The organism is Corynebacterium sp. (genome assembly GCF_022712195.1).
Lineage (GTDB): Bacteria > Actinomycetota > Actinomycetes > Mycobacteriales > Mycobacteriaceae > Corynebacterium.
Genome location: NZ_JALAGY010000087.1, coordinates 76,013 through 92,573, shown reverse-complemented (window position 1 = coordinate 92,573; position 16,561 = coordinate 76,013). Strand labels below are relative to the sequence as shown.

The following is a 16,561-nucleotide window of genomic DNA, read 5'->3' as shown; positions in this document are numbered from 1 at the left end:
CGGCCCCGCCACCCCTGGGGCCAGTGCGACGACCACGATGTCGCCGACGACAGAACCCCGGACCCGGGACACGGGTCCGGGGTTTCCTGCGTCCGGCCCCGCGCACGGTCGGGGTGCGCGCCCCGGCCCGCACCCTGCTCTTCCCCGCACATCCCTGCACGCCACCCTCGATGGCGTCACTCCCGTGCGGCTCTGCTAGGCGTCGCCCCCACGTGCCCTACCCCTTTCCGGAAGCGTAATCGCTGGTCGGAGGGTTCTGTAGCAGACCATCCAGATTTTTCCCGCTAAACATTGTGTTCCTCGAATACATATTGTACTGTGAACCACACTTTACATAGTGTGTGTTCCACAACACACTTCACGCCAGTCAGATGGAGGTCGCCTAGCCATGACGACAACGAACAAGAAGACGACACCCGCCAAGGGTGGTGTCGCCGCAGACAACGGGTTCACCGCTGAAGAACAGCAGTGGGTCGACAAGAAGAAGTACGCCTGGATCCTCAGCATGGTGCCAGCCGCCATCCCGCTGATCATCTGGGGCGTGGTCGAGTGGATGAAGGCCATCAGCGCGCCCGAGTTCCTCATCTCGGCATCCTGGTTCCTCGGACCGATCGCCGTGTTCATCATCGTGCCGATCGGTGACTGGGTCCTCGGCCGCGACGGCGAGAACGCCCCGGAGGAGTTCGTCCCCTGGCTGGAGGAGACCAAGTACTACCGGGTCATCTCCTACCTGTACTTCCCCATCATGCTGGCCAGCCTCGTGCTGTGCTGCTGGCAGTGGACCTACGGTGGGCTCGAGTGGTACGAGAAGGTCGGCCTGGCCTGGACCATGGGCATGACCTCGGGCATCGGCATCGTCGCCGCCCATGAGCTCGGCCACAAGAAGGGCAGCTTCGAGCGCTGGCTCGGAAAGATCGTCCTGGCGGTCCCCGCCTACGGTCACTTCTACGTCGAGCACAACAAGGGCCACCACGTGAAGGTCGCCACCCCGGAGGACCCGGTCAGCTCCCGCATGGGCGAGAACGTCTACGTCTACCTGCTGCGCTCCATCCCCCGTCAGATCCCCCGTGCCTGGGACATCGAGAAGAAGCGTCTCGCCCGTGGCGGCAAGAGCCAGTTCAACCTCGACAATGACGTCCTCAACGCCTGGCTGATCACCGTCCTGCTGTGGGGCGGCCTGCTGATCGGCTTCGGTATCGGCATCCTGCCGTACCTGCTGATCCAGGCGGTCATCGGCATCGCCCTGCTGGAGTTCGTGAACTACCTGGAGCACTACGGTCTGCTGCGCCAGAAGCTCGAGGACGGCCGCTACGAGCGCTGCTCCCCGGAGCACTCCTGGAACTCCGACAACCTGACCACCAACATCTTCCTGTACCAGCTGCAGCGCCACTCGGACCACCACGCCAACCCCACCCGGCGCTACCAGTCCCTGCGCTCCGACGTCTACGCCCCGGAGCTCCCCCAGGGCTACGCCACCATGATCGCCGTCGCCTCGTTCCCGCCGCTGTGGTTCGCGATCATGGACAAGCGTCTGATGCAGTACTACAACTACGACACCGAGCGTGCGAACCTCTACCCGCGCAAGGCCGCCAAGCTGCGCGCCAAGTGGGCCAAGAAGGCTCCCGCCGGAACCGCTGCCAAGGAGTCCTGACCATGACCGCGACAGCACACCAGAACCAGAACCCGGATTCGCCTGACCTCGCCGCACTGCGCTCCACCGGTGGCGCGGACATCCCCGAGAACCAGGCGCCCCCGCAGAAGATGACCGACCCGAAGAAGCACTACACCCTGTGCGTCGTCTCCACCCTCGTCGGTGCAGGTGCACTCGCCCTGGGCATATTCGGCGCCTACGGCACCGCCTACGTCGACGCGGTGGCCCCCTGGCTGATCCTCATCTCGCTGTTCTTCCTGCTCCCGGGCGTCGTCGGGCTCTACCGTGGTCCCGGAGTGCCCTCCACCCACGTGATCCCGCGACCGAAGAACCGCAAGCCGATCGACTACGCCGCCGGAGCAGGTGGAGCCGCCGGCCCCGCCCCCACGGCCTGACACCCCGGCGGACCCGTCCGCCACGGCCGGCGCGAGCTGTTCGCGCCGGCCACGACTGCACCACAACGACTTCCTGAGAAGAGAAAGGACTGGTGGCCACCGTGGCTGTGTACCAGTGCCCCCTGTGCGACTACCGAGTCGACACCGACAAAGGCGACGACGCTGAAGGATTCAACCCCGGTTTCGACTGGGACGCCGAGGTCCCCGAGGACTGGTTCTGCCCGGACTGCGGAGTCCGTGACAAGGTCGACTTCGAGAAGGTCAGCTAGATGACCGCGGCAACGGCGACGCCGGCTACCGGCTCAGGAAAGGAGCTCACCATGGACGACTACAAAGTCTACGAATGCCTGCAGTGCGGGTACATCTACGACGAGGCGGAAGGCGACCCCGCGGAGGGCTTCCCCCCGGGCACCCGCTGGGAGGACATCCCCGACGACTGGGAGTGCCCGGACTGCGGAGCGGCGAAGGCCGACTTCGAGATGGTCCAGATCAGCCGCAAGTAGGCGTCGCCACCCGTCGCCACCCGTCCCCACCGACCCCGCACCACAGAAAGAGACAGGACCAGCACATGACTCAGCCCGACCACCAGCGCATCGCCGTCATCGGCGGCGGTGTGGCCGCCCACTCGGCGCTCAAGGCCTTCCTCGCTGCGGCCGGGGACACCGTCGGAACCACCAGTGTCGACGTCTTCACCCGCGAGGCGCACCGGCCCTACCGCCGGCCGTCGGTGAACAAGGACATCCTCATCGACGGTAAGAGCGCCGACGAGGTCGCCCTGCCGGGTGCCGTCTTCGACGGTTCCGACTCCGTGGACGTCACCCTGCACCTGGACAGCGAGGTCACCGCGGTGGACACCGCCGCGCGCACCCTCACCGTCGACGGCGGGGACGTCGCCTGGGACCAGCTGATCCTCGCCACCGGCGCGTCGCCGCGCCGCCTCGACGCCCCGTGGCTGGAGGGGCGGGAGGTCCACTACATCCGCACGCCGGAGCACTCCACGGCGTTGCGGGAGTCCCTCACCGCCCTGAGCGCCGACGACAACGTCGTCGTCATCGGCGGGGGGATCCTCGGACTGGAGGCCGCCGCGGGCGCCTCGACCCTCACCGACGCCACAGTCACCGTGCTGGAGGCGCAGGACGACATCTGCCGTCGCATCATGCCGGCCGCCGCGGCCGCGTGGCTGCGGGAGAAGCACACCGCCCACGGCATCGACATCCGCTGCGGCCTGTCCGACGCGGAGATCAGCGACACCCTCGCCGACCTCGACCCGGCGGTGACGGTCGTCTCCGTCGGGCTCGACCGGGACGTCTCGCTGGCACGCTCGGCCGGGCTGCAGGTCAACCGCGGCATCGTCACCGACGAGTTCGGCCGCACGTCCGTCCCCGGGGTGTGGGCCGCCGGCGACTGCGTCGAGATCCACGCGGAGGACGGCACGGTCACCCTGCCGGAGGACGAAGGTTCGGCACGGCTGCTCGGCGGCATCGTCGGGCTGTCGATCGCAGGCCAGGAGACCGACCGTTTCCTGCTCAGCCCGCCGAAGGGCTGGTCACGCCAGTTCGGCGCCATGCTGAACCTGGCCGGCGCGACCGGCCGCCCGGTGCAGAGCGGTCAGCCCGGACCGTCCAGCAACCCCGCCGACCACGAGCTGGTGCTGGTCAGCGAGGAGGACGAGCTCGTCGTGTTCAGCCTGGAGTCGCGGTCCGGCGGCGAGTCCGTCGTCTCCGGCGTCACCACCGCAGGACGCAGCCCGCTCGTCCGCAAGGCGAAGAACGCCCTCGGCATGACCCTGGAGGAGGTCGAGTCGGAGTTCTTCACCGACGGGGCCCTCATCCCGACCACCACCTGACGGATAGGCTGGGGCGCATGCAGCAGGGACCGCAGACGCGCCAGACAACCGTCGCCGACCGGTGGACCGTGTCCACCACCACCGGTGACCTCAGAGGCCACGCCGTGAACCACGGCGTGGCCTTCCGTGGTGTCCCCTACGCCGAACCTCCCGTCGGCGACCGACGCTTCCGCCGGGCCGTCCCGCTCTCCCCGTGGAAGGGCACCTTCGTGGCCGACCGTCCCGGCGACTACTGCAGCCAGTGGCGCGACACCCGCCACGGGTGGGTCGGATCCGAGGACTGCCTCTGGCTGAACATCGTCGTCCCCCGCAGCGGCACGCGGGCCGGCACCACCGGGGTCGTCGACGAGGAGGCCAACCGGCCCGTCGTCGTGTACCTGCACGGCGGGTCCAACATCCACGGCTCCGCCCGCGAACCCCTGCTCTCCGGGGAGTACTTCGCCGCCGCCACCGACGCCGTGTACGTGGCCGTGAACTACCGGGTCGGTGTCCTCGGCCAGCTCGCGCTGGGGCACGCGGACGCCCTCGACCACGACCGGTTCGACACCAACACCGGGCTCTCCGACATCGTCACCGCGGTCGAGTGGGTCCACGCCAACGCCCGGTCCTTCGGCGGCGACCCGTCGCGCATCACCGTGATGGGTGAATCCAGCGGCGGTGCGATGGTGACCGCGCTGAGCGCGTCGCCGCGGATGGACGGCCTGGTGGCGGGATTCATCGCCCAGTCCCCCGCCGCCGCCATGGTCCACTCCCCCTCCCAGGCCCGCGACCTGGGCAACATGGCGCTCGACCTCCTCGGCGACCGTCCCGACCCCGACCCGTTGACCACCGACCACCGTGAACTGGCCTGGCTGACGGAGAAGCTCAACGCCGCGTCCTGGGGTGCCGCGGGCATCTCCGGCGCCTTCGCCCCGGTGACCGACGACCTCCTGCCGCGGCACCCGCTGGAACCGGGGGCGCCGCTGGACGTCCCGCTGCTCATCGGCACCAACCTCGACGAGTACGTGCTGATGCGGTGGAACCGGGTGTCGCGCCGCACCCTGCAGGGGCAGACCCGTGACTTCGCGGCGCTCATCGACAACCGGCACGCCCCGGAGATCCTGTCGAGGTTCTACTCCGACGGGCGACGACGCGGGGACGCGGGACGCTTCATCGGCGACGCCCTGTTCACCGCCCCCGCCATGCGGCTGGCCGACCAGCACCCGTCGGGCCGGGCCTGGATGTACCGCCTGGACCTGTCCACCCCGTCGCTGAATGTCTCGGGCATCGGCGCCACCCACGCCCTGGACCTGCCGATCCTCTTCGGACGCTACGACTCCGGTCGCGGCCCCGGCGCGCTGGCCCTGGGCGGACGTGACCGGATGGCGGCGACGACGGCGGTGATGCAGCAGCGGTGGCGGGAATTCGTCCACCGCGGCGACCCCGGCTGGACCCCCTACCGGGACGGCTTCGCCACCCAGGTCTTCGACGCCGGCGAGGAGACCGTCACCGACCCAGTCCCCGAACTGCGCGAGGCCTGGTCACAGGTGCGGTTGACCGGCTGATCCGGACAGGGGCCGGACAGGGGCCCGACCTCAGAGGCGGGCGTGGGCACGGTGGCTGTCCTCGCCGGCGGCGCCCTCGAACCCGACCTCCTCGGCGGCGTCCCAGATCTCCCGGTCCCAGATGCCGGCGCGCTTGGCCACCACCGTGGCGGCCAGCGACTGGCCGGTCACGTTCACCGCGGTGCGGCCCATGTCGATGATCGGCTCGATGGCGAGCAGCAGACCCACACCGGCCAGCGGCAGACCCAGGGTGGACAGGGTCAGGGTGAGCATCACGGTGGCACCGGTGGTGCCGGCCGTGGCGGCGGACCCGATCACGGAGACGAAGATGATCAGCAGGTAGTCGGTGACCCCCAGGTCGATGCCGTAGAACTGGGCGACGAACAGGGCGGCGATCGCGGGGTAGACCGCGGCGCAACCGTCCATCTTCGTCGTCGCGCCCAGCGGGACGGCGAAGGACGCGTACTCGGTGGGAACACCCATGGAGCGTTCCGTGACGCGCTGGGTCACCGGCATCACGCCCATCGAGGAGCGGGTGATGAAGCCGAGGGACGTCACCGGCCACACGCGCCGGAAGAAACCGACCACGGGCAGGCCGTTGAAGGCGAGGACGGCCGGGTAGATGACGAGCATGACGATCGCCAGGCCGATGTAGATGGCGAGCACGAACTTGCCCAGGGACCCCAGGGCGTCCCACCCGTAGTCGGAGACGGCGTGGCCGATGAGGGCGCCGGTACCGATCGGTGCCAGGCGGATGATCCACCACAGCACCTTCTGCACCACGGTGAGCAGCGACTCGGTGACGGCGAGGAAGGGTTCAGCGGACTTGCCGGCCTTCACCGCGGCCACACCGAGCACGATGGAGATGACCAGCAGCTGGAGGACGTTGAAGCTCAGTCCGATGTCGCCGTCGGAGTTCGCCGAGGCCGCGAGACCGAGGAAGTTGTCCGGGACGATGGACTCGAGGAACCCGAGCCAGGACCCGGAGCTCGTGGGTTCCGCGGCGCTGGAGGCGTCGACCGACGTCCCCTCCCCCGGCTTCATAACCAGGCCGACGGCGATGCCGACCAGGACGGAGAAGAACGCGGTGATCGCGAACCAGATCAGGGTGCTGACCGCCAGCCGTGCGGCGTTGGCGACCTTGCGCAGGTTCGCCACGGAGGTGATGACCGCGGTGATGATCAACGGCGGGATCATCAGCTTCAGCAGGGTGACGTAGGTGGAGCCCACCTCGTCGAGAAGTGTGCCCAGCCAGCTCTGCTCGCCCTCCGGGAGGCCGGTGCCCTGGGCGCGGGCGATGAACCCGAGGATCAGCCCGATGACGAGACCGGCGATGACCTGCGCCCCGAAGCCGGTGAGCCAGCCGGGGACGCGGCTGGTCCGGTGGTCCTGTGTTGTCGACATGTGTGTTCCTGACTCTCCGGGGCCTGCGCGGTGAGACCCCTGACGCTGTCCGTGTTCCCCGCCGGTGCGCGGGACGAACAGACTTATCTGTCTGTTGTGCTCATACTGTAACGCCACACTCCGCTGAATCCATTCCCGGCCCCTCGGGCGGCATTGAGCGTGAATATATTCAGCCTCTTTCTTGAGGTTCGCTGTCAGCCCGCTCAGGAGTCCATGTCGATCGGCGTCCCGGACGTCCACGGACTCGCGACGACGCGGCCGACCGGTATAACGTTGGACGGCAATGAGCCTGACCACCACACGTTTCACCCCGTCCTCCCTCTTCGGCCGGCGCCGCACCACCGCCACCACCGCAGCCGCCACCGCCGTCCCGCCCCGCGGCATCCGCACCCGCGACGTGCTCAACGTCGTCGCGGTGGTCACCGCGCTGGCGGTGATCAACGTCACGGCGCACTTCTCCCAGCTCGCGGCAGTCGCCGCGACCGTGCCGGTCGGTGTCGCCATCCTTCTCGTCATCGCCCGGGCGAACGGCATGACCTGGCGTGACCTCGGCCTGGCCAGGCACACCCACGGCCGCGGACTGCTCTACGGCCTGGGGGCGGCCGGCCTGGTTGTCGTGGCGGTGGGTATCGCCGTCGCACTGCCGTTCACCAGGGAGTTCTTCTTCAACGAGTCCTACGCGAGCCTGCGGACCGCCCTGGTGGCCGCACTGGTAATCATCCCCTTGCAGACCGTGCTCCCGGAGGAGCTGGCGTTCCGCGGTGTGCTGCACGGGACGCTGGCACGTATGGGAGGGACGAAGCTGGTGTTCTTCGGCAGCTCCCTGCTGTTCGGCCTGTGGCACGTCGCCAGTTCACTGAACCTGACGGCCACCAACGCCGGCCTCACGGCGTTCCTGGGCTCCGGGACGGCCGCCCAGTGGACCGGCGTGGGGGCGGCGGTCGTCGCCACTGCCGCCGCGGGCGCGGGACTGACCTGGCTGCGTCACCACACCGGCAGCGTGATCGCCCCGATCGGACTGCACTGGGCCCTCAACGCCGTCGGCGCACTCGCCGCCGCGGCCGCCTGGCAGCTCCTCTAGGAACCCCGGTTCGCGGCGGGTCGGGACCGGTCACTCACTCGCACGCGACCCCGTCGTTGTCCCCGTCCATCTGCGGCCGGTACCCGGGTTCCCCCCCGCAGCAACGGGGCCGCGCCCGCGGCCCGGGCCGCGGTGCAGTTCTCGTAGAAGACCTCCCCGCCCGGGTCCCCCGCCGGGACAGCGGGTTCCGGGGCAGGCGCCGGAGCCTCCCCGACCGGGGCGTCCTGGGCTTCCGGGGCAGCCGGTTCGACAGGGGCGGCCGGTTCGACGCCCTGCGCCCCGCACTTCTCCAGCTCACGGGCAATGGCGTCGCGCTCCGCAGCCGTCACCCACAACCCGTACTTCGCCTTGACCTGCACCTGCGTGGCCACGTAGGTGCACCGGAACGGCCGGTTCGCCGGCAGCCACGTGGCGGCGTCGCCGTCCCCCTTCTGCATGTTCGCCGGGCCGTCGACGGCGAGGAGGTTCAGGTGGTCGTTGGCGAGTCCCTCACGACGCTCCGGGGTGAGCTGCTGCGCGCCCTTCTGCCAGGCGTCCGACAGTGCGACGACGTGGTCGATGTGCACCGCGGTGCTGGTGTCCTGTCCGCGCACGAAGTTAATGGTTGTGGCGGTGTAGGGGTCCGCGAGAGTGCCGGTGAGCACCGTGCACGGCCCCTCGCGCCGGACGTCGGCCATGTCCCGGGCGAGCACGTCATTGCGCTGGTCGCAGCCGTTGCGGTCGATGTCCTTCCACCGTTGACCGAATTCGTCCCGGCTGTACCCGGTCTTCGGGGCACGGCCCTTGACCTCGAGCGTGCCGAGGGTGTCGACGGCGTCCCGGACCGTGGCGTCCGCACCGACTGAACCGTCCGCACCGTCCGACACCCCGCCGGCGCCACCGGCGTCTCCCGTCGCGTCGACGTCCGGAGCGGCGGACGTGACCGGCCGGGGAACCGCGGTCGTGCCCGAGACACCTGCCGCACCTGCCGCACCGTCCCCGGTGTCGCCGCAGGACGACAGGACGAGCGCGGCTGTGGTGGCGAGAACGACGGCGACCGGTCGCCCGATGAACCTCATGTGACCCCTGAGTCTGGTGTGGTTGTTACGCCCCACATACTAAAGGGCCGGACGACAGGGGTGTTATTCGGCCGGCGTACGGTGCGGACTCCGCCACGCCGCCACCAGCAGCAGCAGCACGAAACACAGGATCCCGGCCAGTCCCTGCAGGTTGCTCAGCAACCAGTTCCCCTCGAACATCGTGTAGAGCGGTTCCCGGGCCCCCACATTGTTGTCCAGCAGCAGGTTCGCCGCCAGCAGGAGCGAGACACCCACCAGGGTCAGCCGGTCGACCACGGTGCCCGGCCACCCCAGCACCAGCGACACCAGCAGCCCCACGGCCACGATGATCCCCGTCCAGTGGTGCGTGACCGCCACCGGTGCGGAGACACTCACCGCCAGCACCAGCAGCAGCAGGGTCGACACCGGCCGCCCCGCCCCGGCCAACCGGTACGCCCCCCAACCGGTCAGCACCGCGATGACCAGCAGGCCCGGGACCATCACCGTCTGGGCCAGGTCACCGTCCATCCCGCCACGCGACATCAACCCGGTCAACGCCTGGTTCGGCCCGTACTCCGGGGGCCCGCCACGCTCCCCGTTGAAGAACTCCTCGGTCCAGTAGAACAGGGACTCCGACGGCCGCATCACCCAGCCCAGCACCACGGTGACCAGGAACGTCCCGGCCGAGCGCGCCAGGTCACCCCACCGTCGGGACACCAGGAACGCCAACGCGAACGCCGCCGGGGTGATCTTCACGCCCGCAGCCAGCCCCACCCCCGCCCCGCGCAGCCACCTGGGCGTGTAGCCCAGCAGGTCGGCGGTGACGAGCAGGATCAGGAAGACGTTGATCTGCCCGTACATCAGGTGCGTCTGCACCGGCTCGAGGCACAGGGCGAAGCCCAGCATCGGCACCGCCACCCACGGCGCCCGGGCCAGACGGAGCCGGTCAGCGACCATCGCCAGCACACCCCAGGCCGCCAACAGCGACGCCACGGTCCACAGGGTCTCCATGACACCCTCGTCGAACCAGGTCAGCGGGACGAACAGGGCCGCGGCGAGAGGCGGGTAGATGAAGGCGAAACCGCTGCGGGAGTCGAAGTCGTCGCCGTAGAGGCCGCCACCCTCGACGACCGCCCGTCCGGCGTCGCGGAACACCCCGACATCCAGGAGGAAGTTGCCGCGGAAATGGCCGACGACCCCCACCAGCTGCCAGACCAGCAGAGCCAGGCCGAGGAGCACCACCGCCCACGCCACCCGCCGTCCGACAGCGGTCTGCGGCGCCCGACGCGGCGGCTCCGCAGGGTCACCGGGGGTGTCGGTACGCGACGGGGCGGCAAGTGTCATGGGGGTGAAGTCTCTCCGTGGGGGCAGTCGGGCCGAGGAACGAGGGACCATCCTAGGGGCGCCGGCTGAGGAGAACCGTCCTGCACACTGAAAAACCGCTGTCAGCCCGGTCAGGCTGGCAGCGGTAGGACGACGGTACCCGGTGCGCTACGCGCCGCCGGAGATGTTGCCGTTACCGTCCTCGAGGTGGGCGCGGATGAACCACTGGAACTTCTCCATCTCACGGACCTGGCCGACGATGAGGTCCTCGGTGACCGGGTCGAGCTGGTCCACGGCGGAGTCCGCCTCGCGGGTGTCGGTGATGACCTTGTCGTAGATCTCGTTCAGGGCGGAGAGGTGCTGCTGCACCGTGCCCTTGTTGATCGGGTACTGCAACGGGTCACGGCCGGGCGCGTGGGAGTCCGGCGTTCCCACCGGCTCCCCGCCGAGGGCGGCGATGCGCTCGGCGACGTCGTCGGCGTCACCACGGACGCGTTCAACCTCCGGGTCGAGCATCTCGTGCACGCCGATGAACGTCGGTCCGACGACGTTCCAGTGGGCGTGCTTGAGGATCAGGTGCAGGTCGTTGTAGGCGGTGAGCCTCTCCTGCAGAATGTCGATGACCTGCTTGGCGTCGCCTTCGGACAGGCCCGGGACTGTGAAGTTACTCATGGTGTGAATCGCTCCTTTCCCTTCCACAGCGTACGCCGCCCCGACAGGGCCCGCCATGTTCACATAATTGTTCTCGTGGACCTGCCACGGAATGTAGTGTTACGGATATTATGACTTCGCGAACAAACCCCTCCCGTCCCCGCCGTCTGGTCCGCAAGGCACAGGGGCAGGTCATGAAGCGTGTGTTCTCCGGCCCCCAGTCGTTCGAGCGCTCCCTCGACGTCTGGCCGCCGTTGGCCGGTGCCGGCGTGAAGGTCCGCAACATCGCCGACGACTGGTCCCGGGGCGACGTGATCCTGCGGCTCGGCCCGCTGAACCGCAACATGCACGGCGCCGCCTTCGGCGGCACCCTGTTCGCCATGACCGACATCCTCTTCGGCACACTGGTGATGAAACGCCTGGGCAAGGACTACGAGGCGTGGACCAGGACAGGGAGCTTCCAGTACCTGAACCCCGGCCGCAACGGCGCGAAGCTGGAGGTCGAGGTCACCGACGAACTGCTCGCCGAGATCATCGCCAAGGTGGACGCGCACGGCTACTACAACGTCGCCGCCACCTCCGTGATCCGCAACCCGGACGGCACCGTCGTGGGCATCGGACAGCAGGACCTGCACGTCCGCCCCCGCAAGGGGCGCGAGGCCAGCCGCCCCACGGCGAAGGACGGGTCCACCACGCCCCGCGGTGTCGGTGAGTCCGCCCCTCCCCTGGAGCCACGGGGCATCACCCTGGCCTCCCTGGTCACCGCCGTGGCCTGGCGCGCCTGGGGCAGTGACGACGACGCCCCGGAGCGCGGCGGCAAACTCAACTCCGTGCTCAGCCACGCCCGCCGCATCCCCCAGCCCGAGGACCAGGCACGCTACGTCGCCGCCGAGGCCCTGGAGACCGGGGCGCTGACCCGGGAACAGATCCTGGAGCTGCACATCCCCGAACGGCTCCTGCCCGGGGACAGCCGGGACGGGGACGCGTCATGACCACAGTGCTCAGCGGGCGTGCCGGCAGGCGCCGCCGCCCGATGCCGACACGGATCTACCGTTCCGTGGAGAGCTACATCACCCGGTACGTCTTCTCCACACCCCAGGGGCTCCAGAAGGTCACGCGGCTCTGGCCGCCGTTGGCGGGGTCGGGGATCCGCTTCCGCAACATCGCCGACGACTGGTCCCACGGGGAGGTCGTCCTGCGGCTCAGTCCGATGAACCGCACCCCGAACAACGCGGCCTTCGGCGGCACGCTGTTCGCCATGACGGACATCCTCTTCGGCACCCTGGTGATGCGCCGGCTGGGCTCCGACTACCAGGCCTGGACCCGCACCGGGTCCTTCCAGTTCCTCAACCCCGGGCAGAACGGCGCCACGTTGACGGTGGACGTCGACGACGACATGGTCACGCACATCCGTGACCGCGTCGTCGCGGACGGCTACGTCAACGTGAGCTACACCTCGGTGATCCGAAACCCGGACGGCACCGTCGTGGGGATCGGACAGCAGGACCTGCACGTACGCCCCCGCAAGGGCCGGGAGGCCAGCCGTGCCTTCGCGAAGGACGGGTCGACGGCCCCACGGTCCGAGTCCGAGTCGGCCCCACCGTACGAGCCCACGGGGATCACCCTGGCGTCTCTCGTCACCGCGGTGGCCTGGCGCGCCTGGGGCGGCCCGGAGAACGCCGCGGCGGGGGACGGCCGGCTGAACTCCGTCCTGAGCCACGCCCGCCGCATCCCCCTGCCGGAGGACCGCGCCCGGTACGTGTGCCGGGAGGTCCTGGCGGACGGGGCCCTGACCCGGGACGACATCACCGGGATGCGCATCCCGGGGCACCTGGTCCCGCGGGCGTAGCGCCACCTGCCGCGGGGACCGCGGAATCACCACCGCCCCAGGTACGTGTCCAGCATGGAACACGTACCCGGGGCGGTGGTGATTTCCCCGAGGGCGGAGGTCAGGCCCGGGTCACCCCGGGTTCCCGCGGCAGGACGAAGGCGAGGATCTCCGGCAGCGTGACCACCCGTGGCAGCAGCCCGTCACCGCTCACACCGACGAGCTGCTCGCTCTCCTCACGCATCCGGCGGAACGCCTCGTAGACCGGCATCGACGCCGGCAGCACCAGCAGGTCACGGGCCAGGGGCGCGGCCGGCTCCGACCTGTCGTGCGGCAGGGTGTCACGCACGTGCAGGACGCGCATCGTCGTACCGTCCTGCGGCACCTCCAGAAGGACGCGCATCTGCGCGGTCTCGCGGGCGGCGTCCTGCACCTCGGCGACAGTCGCCGACGACGTCAGATGCGGGACCCGGGTCCCCGGGAGCTCACCGAGGGTACGCTGCTGCAGATCCAGGGCGCCTGCGATCTGCGACTGGAACTCCGCCTCCAACGCCCCCTCCTCCGCGGAGTGCGCGACGAGGTGGCGCAGCGTGGCGGCGTCATGGCCAGCGGCGGCGGCCCGGTCGACCGGCTCCACCCCGGAGAGCTTCACCAGGCGGTTCGCCACACGGTTCATCCAGAGCAGCAGGGGCCGCAGCAGCCACGCCAGTGCCCGTGCCGGCAGCGCCACCAGGCGTGCCGCGCGCTCGGGGAAGGCGATCGCCCACGACTTCGGCGCCATCTCACCGACGACCAGGTGCAGGAAGGTCACGATGAGCAGGGCGACCAGGAAGGACACCGTGTAGGCCGCCCCGTCGGGGATGCCCCACGCGGTGAACAGCGGCGTCAGCCAGGACGACACCGCCGGTTTCGTCACCGCGCCGAGGGCGAAGGTGCAGGCGGTGATGCCCAGCTGGGCGGCCGCGAGCATCACGGTCAGCTCGTTCACGCCACGCAGCGCGGCGCGTGCCGGGGCGCTCCGGTCGGCGATCTCCTCGAGCCGGTGCCGTCGTACGCCGAGCAGCGCGAACTCGACCATCACGAAGAATGCGCTCGCCACCAGGAGCAGCAGCGTCACCAGGATCACGGTCAGGTCACTCATCCTCGGTCACCTCCAGTCGGACGAGGAGTTCGGTGGGCACGTGGTTGCCGATCTCGGTCACCTCGGCGACCAGCACCCGGTTCTGCGGGCGGTCGTCGACCACCTCGCGGGGGTCCCTGGGCAGGGTCACCTCGATGACCTCGCCGACCTCAGGCAGGGAACCGAGCTCCTCGATGACCAGGCCGGCGAGGGTCTCGAACTCGCCGTCGGGCAGGCGGACGTCGAGGACGCGGGAGACCTCGTCGAGGTGCTCGTCCCCGGCGATGCGCCAGGTCTCGGCACCGCCGGGCGCACCCTGTTCCCGGGTGATGTGGTGCTCCGGGGCGTCGTGCTCGTCGGTGAGCTCGCCGACGAGCTCCTCGGCCAGGTCCTCGGCGGTGAGCACACCGGACACGCCGCCGTACTCGTCGACGACACAGGCCAGCCGGTTGTCCGACTCCTCCAGCGCCATGAGCGCGTCCGGGAGGGCCATCACCTCAGGCACCACCACCGACTCGCGGACCAGTGTGTCCACCGTGGTCGACGGGTCGAGGTCCGGGTCGAGGACGTCATCCAGGTGCAGGACACCGTAGAGCCGCTCCTCCTCGTGCGACTCCCCGTCCTCCACCGACCCCAGCACGGGGTACCGGGTGTGTCCGCCGGCCATCCGGGCGCGGGCCTCGGCCACGGTGGTGGCCGGGTCCATCTCCCCGAGGCGTGCCCGGGGGACCATCGCGTGCTCCACGGTGCGTTCCGGGAAGTCCAGGATCCGGTCGATGAGCATCGACAGGTCACGGGGCAGCACACCGGACGCCCGGGAGTCCGCGACGATACGGCCGAGGTCCTTCCGGTCCGCGGTGGAGTCCACGTCCTCCACCGGTGTCACACCCACCAGCCGCAGCAGGGCGTTCGACGACCAGTCGAAGAACGCGATGAGCCAGCCGAACAGGAACAGGTACGCCTGGGTGGACCGGGCGAGGGCGCGGGCCAGGGGTTCCGGCGTGGCGATGGCGAGGTTCTTCGGGTACAGCTCGGCGAAGATCATCTGCACCACGGTGGCGACGAGCAGGGTGGCCGTCGCCGCGACCGCGGCCGTCCCCGCCCCACCGATCATCTCCCCCACCGAGCCGCCGATCAGCGGTTCGGCGAGCTCACCGACCAGCAGGCCGGTGACGGTGATGCCCAGCTGCGCGCCGGAGAGCATGAAGCTCGTCCGTCGGGTCACCGCGAGCGCGCGCGTGGCGGAGGCGTCCCCCTCCGCGGACAGGGCACGCAGGCGCGCCCGGTCGACGGACATGTAGGCGAACTCCTGGGCGACGAAATAGCCGTTGGCGACGATGAGGGCCAGGATGAGGACGATGCCGAGCAGCAGCATCAGCAACGGGCTCACCGGTCACCCCCTGAGGCCGGTGCAGACGTTGCACGGGGCGGGCGGCAGAGGCCGCCCTTCATACTCGGACAAGGACCATCGTCCATGACGGACGCTCAACTCCTTCAGGTAGTGAATGTAAGTGATACGCAGGATACACGATCGCGCGTACCCTCGGCACACATGAGTGACACCATCCCCGACATCTACCGTGCCGCCGACGACCGTTACACCACCATGCCCTACAACCGCAGCGGCGCCTCCGGGCTGAAGCTCCCGGCCGTCACCCTCGGCCTGTGGCACAACTTCGGCGGCGACCGGCCCCTGGACACCCAGCGTGCCATCCTCCGGCGGGCCTTCGACCGGGGCGTGACCCACTTCGACCTGGCCAACAACTACGGGCCTCCGGCGGGCTCCGCCGAGGAGAACTTCGGACGGATCCTCGACGCCGACTTCCGCCCCTACCGTGACGAACTGGTGATCAGCTCCAAGGCCGGGTGGTACATGCAGGACGGCCCGTACGGCTTCGGCGGCTCCCGCAAGTACCTCGTGTCCAGCTGCGAGGCCTCGCTGCGCCGGATGGGCCTGGACTACGTGGACATCTTCTACCACCACCGCCCCGACCCCGAGACCCCCGTCGAGGAGACCGTCGGTGCCCTGGACCACCTGGTGCGCTCCGGCAAGGCACTGTACGTGGGCATCAGCTCCTACTCCCCCGCCCTCACCCGGCGGGCGGCGACGGTGGCCCGCGAGCTGGGCACCCCGCTGACCATCCACCAGCCGTCCTACTCCATGTTCAACCGGTGGGTCGAGGAGGAGCTGCTGTCCACCTGTGAGGGGGACGGGCTCGGCGTGATCGCCTTCTCCGCCCTGGCCCAGGGGCTGCTGACCGGGAAGTACCTCGACGGTGTCCCGGCGGACTCACGCCTCGGCGAGCGGAAGATGTCGGAGTCCTTCCTCACCGACGAGACGTTGGAGGCGATCCGGGCGCTGAACGCCATCGCCGCGCGGCGTGGACAGTCGCTGGCGCAGATGGCGATCGCCTGGGTGCTGCGTCGCCCGGAGGTGACCAGCGCCCTTATCGGCGCGTCATCCGTGGAGCAGCTGGACGACTCCCTCGACGCCCTGGACAACCTGGACTTCACCGACGACGAGCTCGCCGAGATCGACCGGTGGGCGGTGGACCGGGGCATCAACCAGTGGGCGGGTGCCACCGAGTCGACGGAGTAGTGGCGTCCTGCCCTGGACGGCGCCGGGGCGGCGACAGCGGAGCCCGGCAGTCGTCGCACCCCGTCAGCTCCTTAAGGAACGG

Annotated in this window: 15 protein-coding genes and 1 pseudogene; 10 read left to right on the top strand and 6 right to left on the bottom strand. The window is 69.7% G+C overall.

All coding sequences use genetic code 11. The annotated features are described in order from the left end of the window. The first annotated feature begins 388 nt into the window (after window positions 1-388). The 6 genes from Q0A34_RS12330 (at window position 389) to Q0A34_RS12305 (ending at window position 5,436) form a co-directional block, all read left to right on the top strand. Window positions 389-1,651 carry an alkane 1-monooxygenase gene (locus tag Q0A34_RS12330; protein WP_291480292.1) on the top strand — a complete coding sequence of 421 codons (1,263 nt, stop codon included), beginning with the start codon at window positions 389-391 and terminating at the stop codon, window positions 1,649-1,651. A gap of 2 nt (window positions 1,652-1,653) precedes the next feature. After that, complete coding sequence (locus Q0A34_RS12325; protein ID WP_291480291.1) at window positions 1,654-2,046, top strand: hypothetical protein; 393 nt, start codon at window positions 1,654-1,656, stop codon at window positions 2,044-2,046. 101 nt (window positions 2,047-2,147) lie between these two features. Further along, window positions 2,148-2,315, top strand: coding sequence for a rubredoxin (locus tag Q0A34_RS12320; protein ID WP_273370138.1), 168 nt, complete (start codon window positions 2,148-2,150; stop codon window positions 2,313-2,315). A gap of 51 nt (window positions 2,316-2,366) precedes the next feature. Then, a complete protein-coding gene (locus Q0A34_RS12315; protein ID WP_244803277.1) occupies window positions 2,367-2,549 on the top strand; it encodes a rubredoxin in 183 nt (60 codons plus the stop codon). A gap of 65 nt (window positions 2,550-2,614) precedes the next feature. Continuing rightward, window positions 2,615-3,892 (top strand): NAD(P)/FAD-dependent oxidoreductase, encoded by a 1,278-nt coding sequence (locus tag Q0A34_RS12310; RefSeq protein ID WP_291480290.1) that lies wholly within the window; start codon window positions 2,615-2,617, stop codon window positions 3,890-3,892. Between the two features lie 17 nt (window positions 3,893-3,909). Next, a complete protein-coding gene (locus Q0A34_RS12305) occupies window positions 3,910-5,436 on the top strand; it encodes a carboxylesterase family protein (protein ID WP_291480289.1) in 1,527 nt (508 codons plus the stop codon). Between the two features lie 30 nt (window positions 5,437-5,466). On the opposite strand, the gene Q0A34_RS12300 is transcribed toward Q0A34_RS12305, so the two are convergent. Continuing rightward, a complete protein-coding gene (locus Q0A34_RS12300; protein ID WP_291480288.1) occupies window positions 5,467-6,840 on the bottom strand; it encodes a dicarboxylate/amino acid:cation symporter in 1,374 nt (457 codons plus the stop codon). 283 nt (window positions 6,841-7,123) lie between these two features. Here Q0A34_RS12300 and Q0A34_RS12295 point away from each other — a divergent pair, with 283 nt between their 5' ends. After that, window positions 7,124-7,921, top strand: a complete 798-nt coding sequence (locus tag Q0A34_RS12295; protein WP_291480287.1) for a CPBP family intramembrane glutamic endopeptidase — start codon at window positions 7,124-7,126, stop codon at window positions 7,919-7,921. Window positions 7,922-7,955: 34 nt separating this feature from the next. Here Q0A34_RS12295 and Q0A34_RS12290 read toward each other — a convergent pair. The 3 genes and pseudogenes from Q0A34_RS12290 to dps all read right to left on the bottom strand — a co-directional run bounded on the left by Q0A34_RS12290 (window position 7,956) and on the right by dps (window position 10,953). Continuing rightward, a pseudogene (locus tag Q0A34_RS12290) lies at window positions 7,956-8,979 on the bottom strand (DUF1524 domain-containing protein). A gap of 63 nt (window positions 8,980-9,042) precedes the next feature. Then, entirely contained in the window at window positions 9,043-10,302 is a 1,260-nt protein-coding gene (locus Q0A34_RS12285) for a glycosyltransferase 87 family protein (protein WP_291480286.1), read from the bottom strand. Between the two features lie 147 nt (window positions 10,303-10,449). After that, window positions 10,450-10,953 (bottom strand): DNA starvation/stationary phase protection protein Dps, encoded by a 504-nt coding sequence (gene dps, locus Q0A34_RS12280; protein ID WP_291480285.1) that lies wholly within the window; start codon window positions 10,951-10,953, stop codon window positions 10,450-10,452. A gap of 110 nt (window positions 10,954-11,063) precedes the next feature. Between dps and Q0A34_RS12275 the strand changes: the two genes are divergently transcribed. Both Q0A34_RS12275 and Q0A34_RS12270 read left to right on the top strand, forming a co-directional pair. Next, window positions 11,064-11,924 carry a DUF4442 domain-containing protein gene (locus Q0A34_RS12275; protein ID WP_291480284.1) on the top strand — a complete coding sequence of 287 codons (861 nt, stop codon included), beginning with the start codon at window positions 11,064-11,066 and terminating at the stop codon, window positions 11,922-11,924. Beyond that, on the top strand, window positions 11,921-12,781 hold the full coding sequence (locus tag Q0A34_RS12270) for a DUF4442 domain-containing protein (protein WP_291480283.1): 861 nt from the start codon (window positions 11,921-11,923) through the stop codon (window positions 12,779-12,781). Before Q0A34_RS12275 ends, Q0A34_RS12270 begins: the two co-directional genes overlap by 4 nt. Before the next feature lie 100 nt (window positions 12,782-12,881). On the opposite strand, the gene Q0A34_RS12265 is transcribed toward Q0A34_RS12270, so the two are convergent. Then, entirely contained in the window at window positions 12,882-13,901 is a 1,020-nt protein-coding gene (locus Q0A34_RS12265) for a CNNM domain-containing protein (protein ID WP_291480282.1), read from the bottom strand. Further along, window positions 13,894-15,270: a hemolysin family protein gene (locus Q0A34_RS12260; protein ID WP_291480281.1), complete on the bottom strand. Its 1,377-nt coding sequence runs from the start codon at window positions 15,268-15,270 to the stop codon at window positions 13,894-13,896. The genes Q0A34_RS12265 and Q0A34_RS12260 overlap by 8 nt, the downstream gene beginning before the upstream one ends. Window positions 15,271-15,432: 162 nt before the next feature. Between Q0A34_RS12260 and mgrA the strand changes: the two genes are divergently transcribed. Next, on the top strand, window positions 15,433-16,479 hold the full coding sequence (gene mgrA, locus Q0A34_RS12255) for an L-glyceraldehyde 3-phosphate reductase (protein WP_291480280.1): 1,047 nt from the start codon (window positions 15,433-15,435) through the stop codon (window positions 16,477-16,479). The last annotated feature ends 82 nt before the right edge of the window (window positions 16,480-16,561 follow it).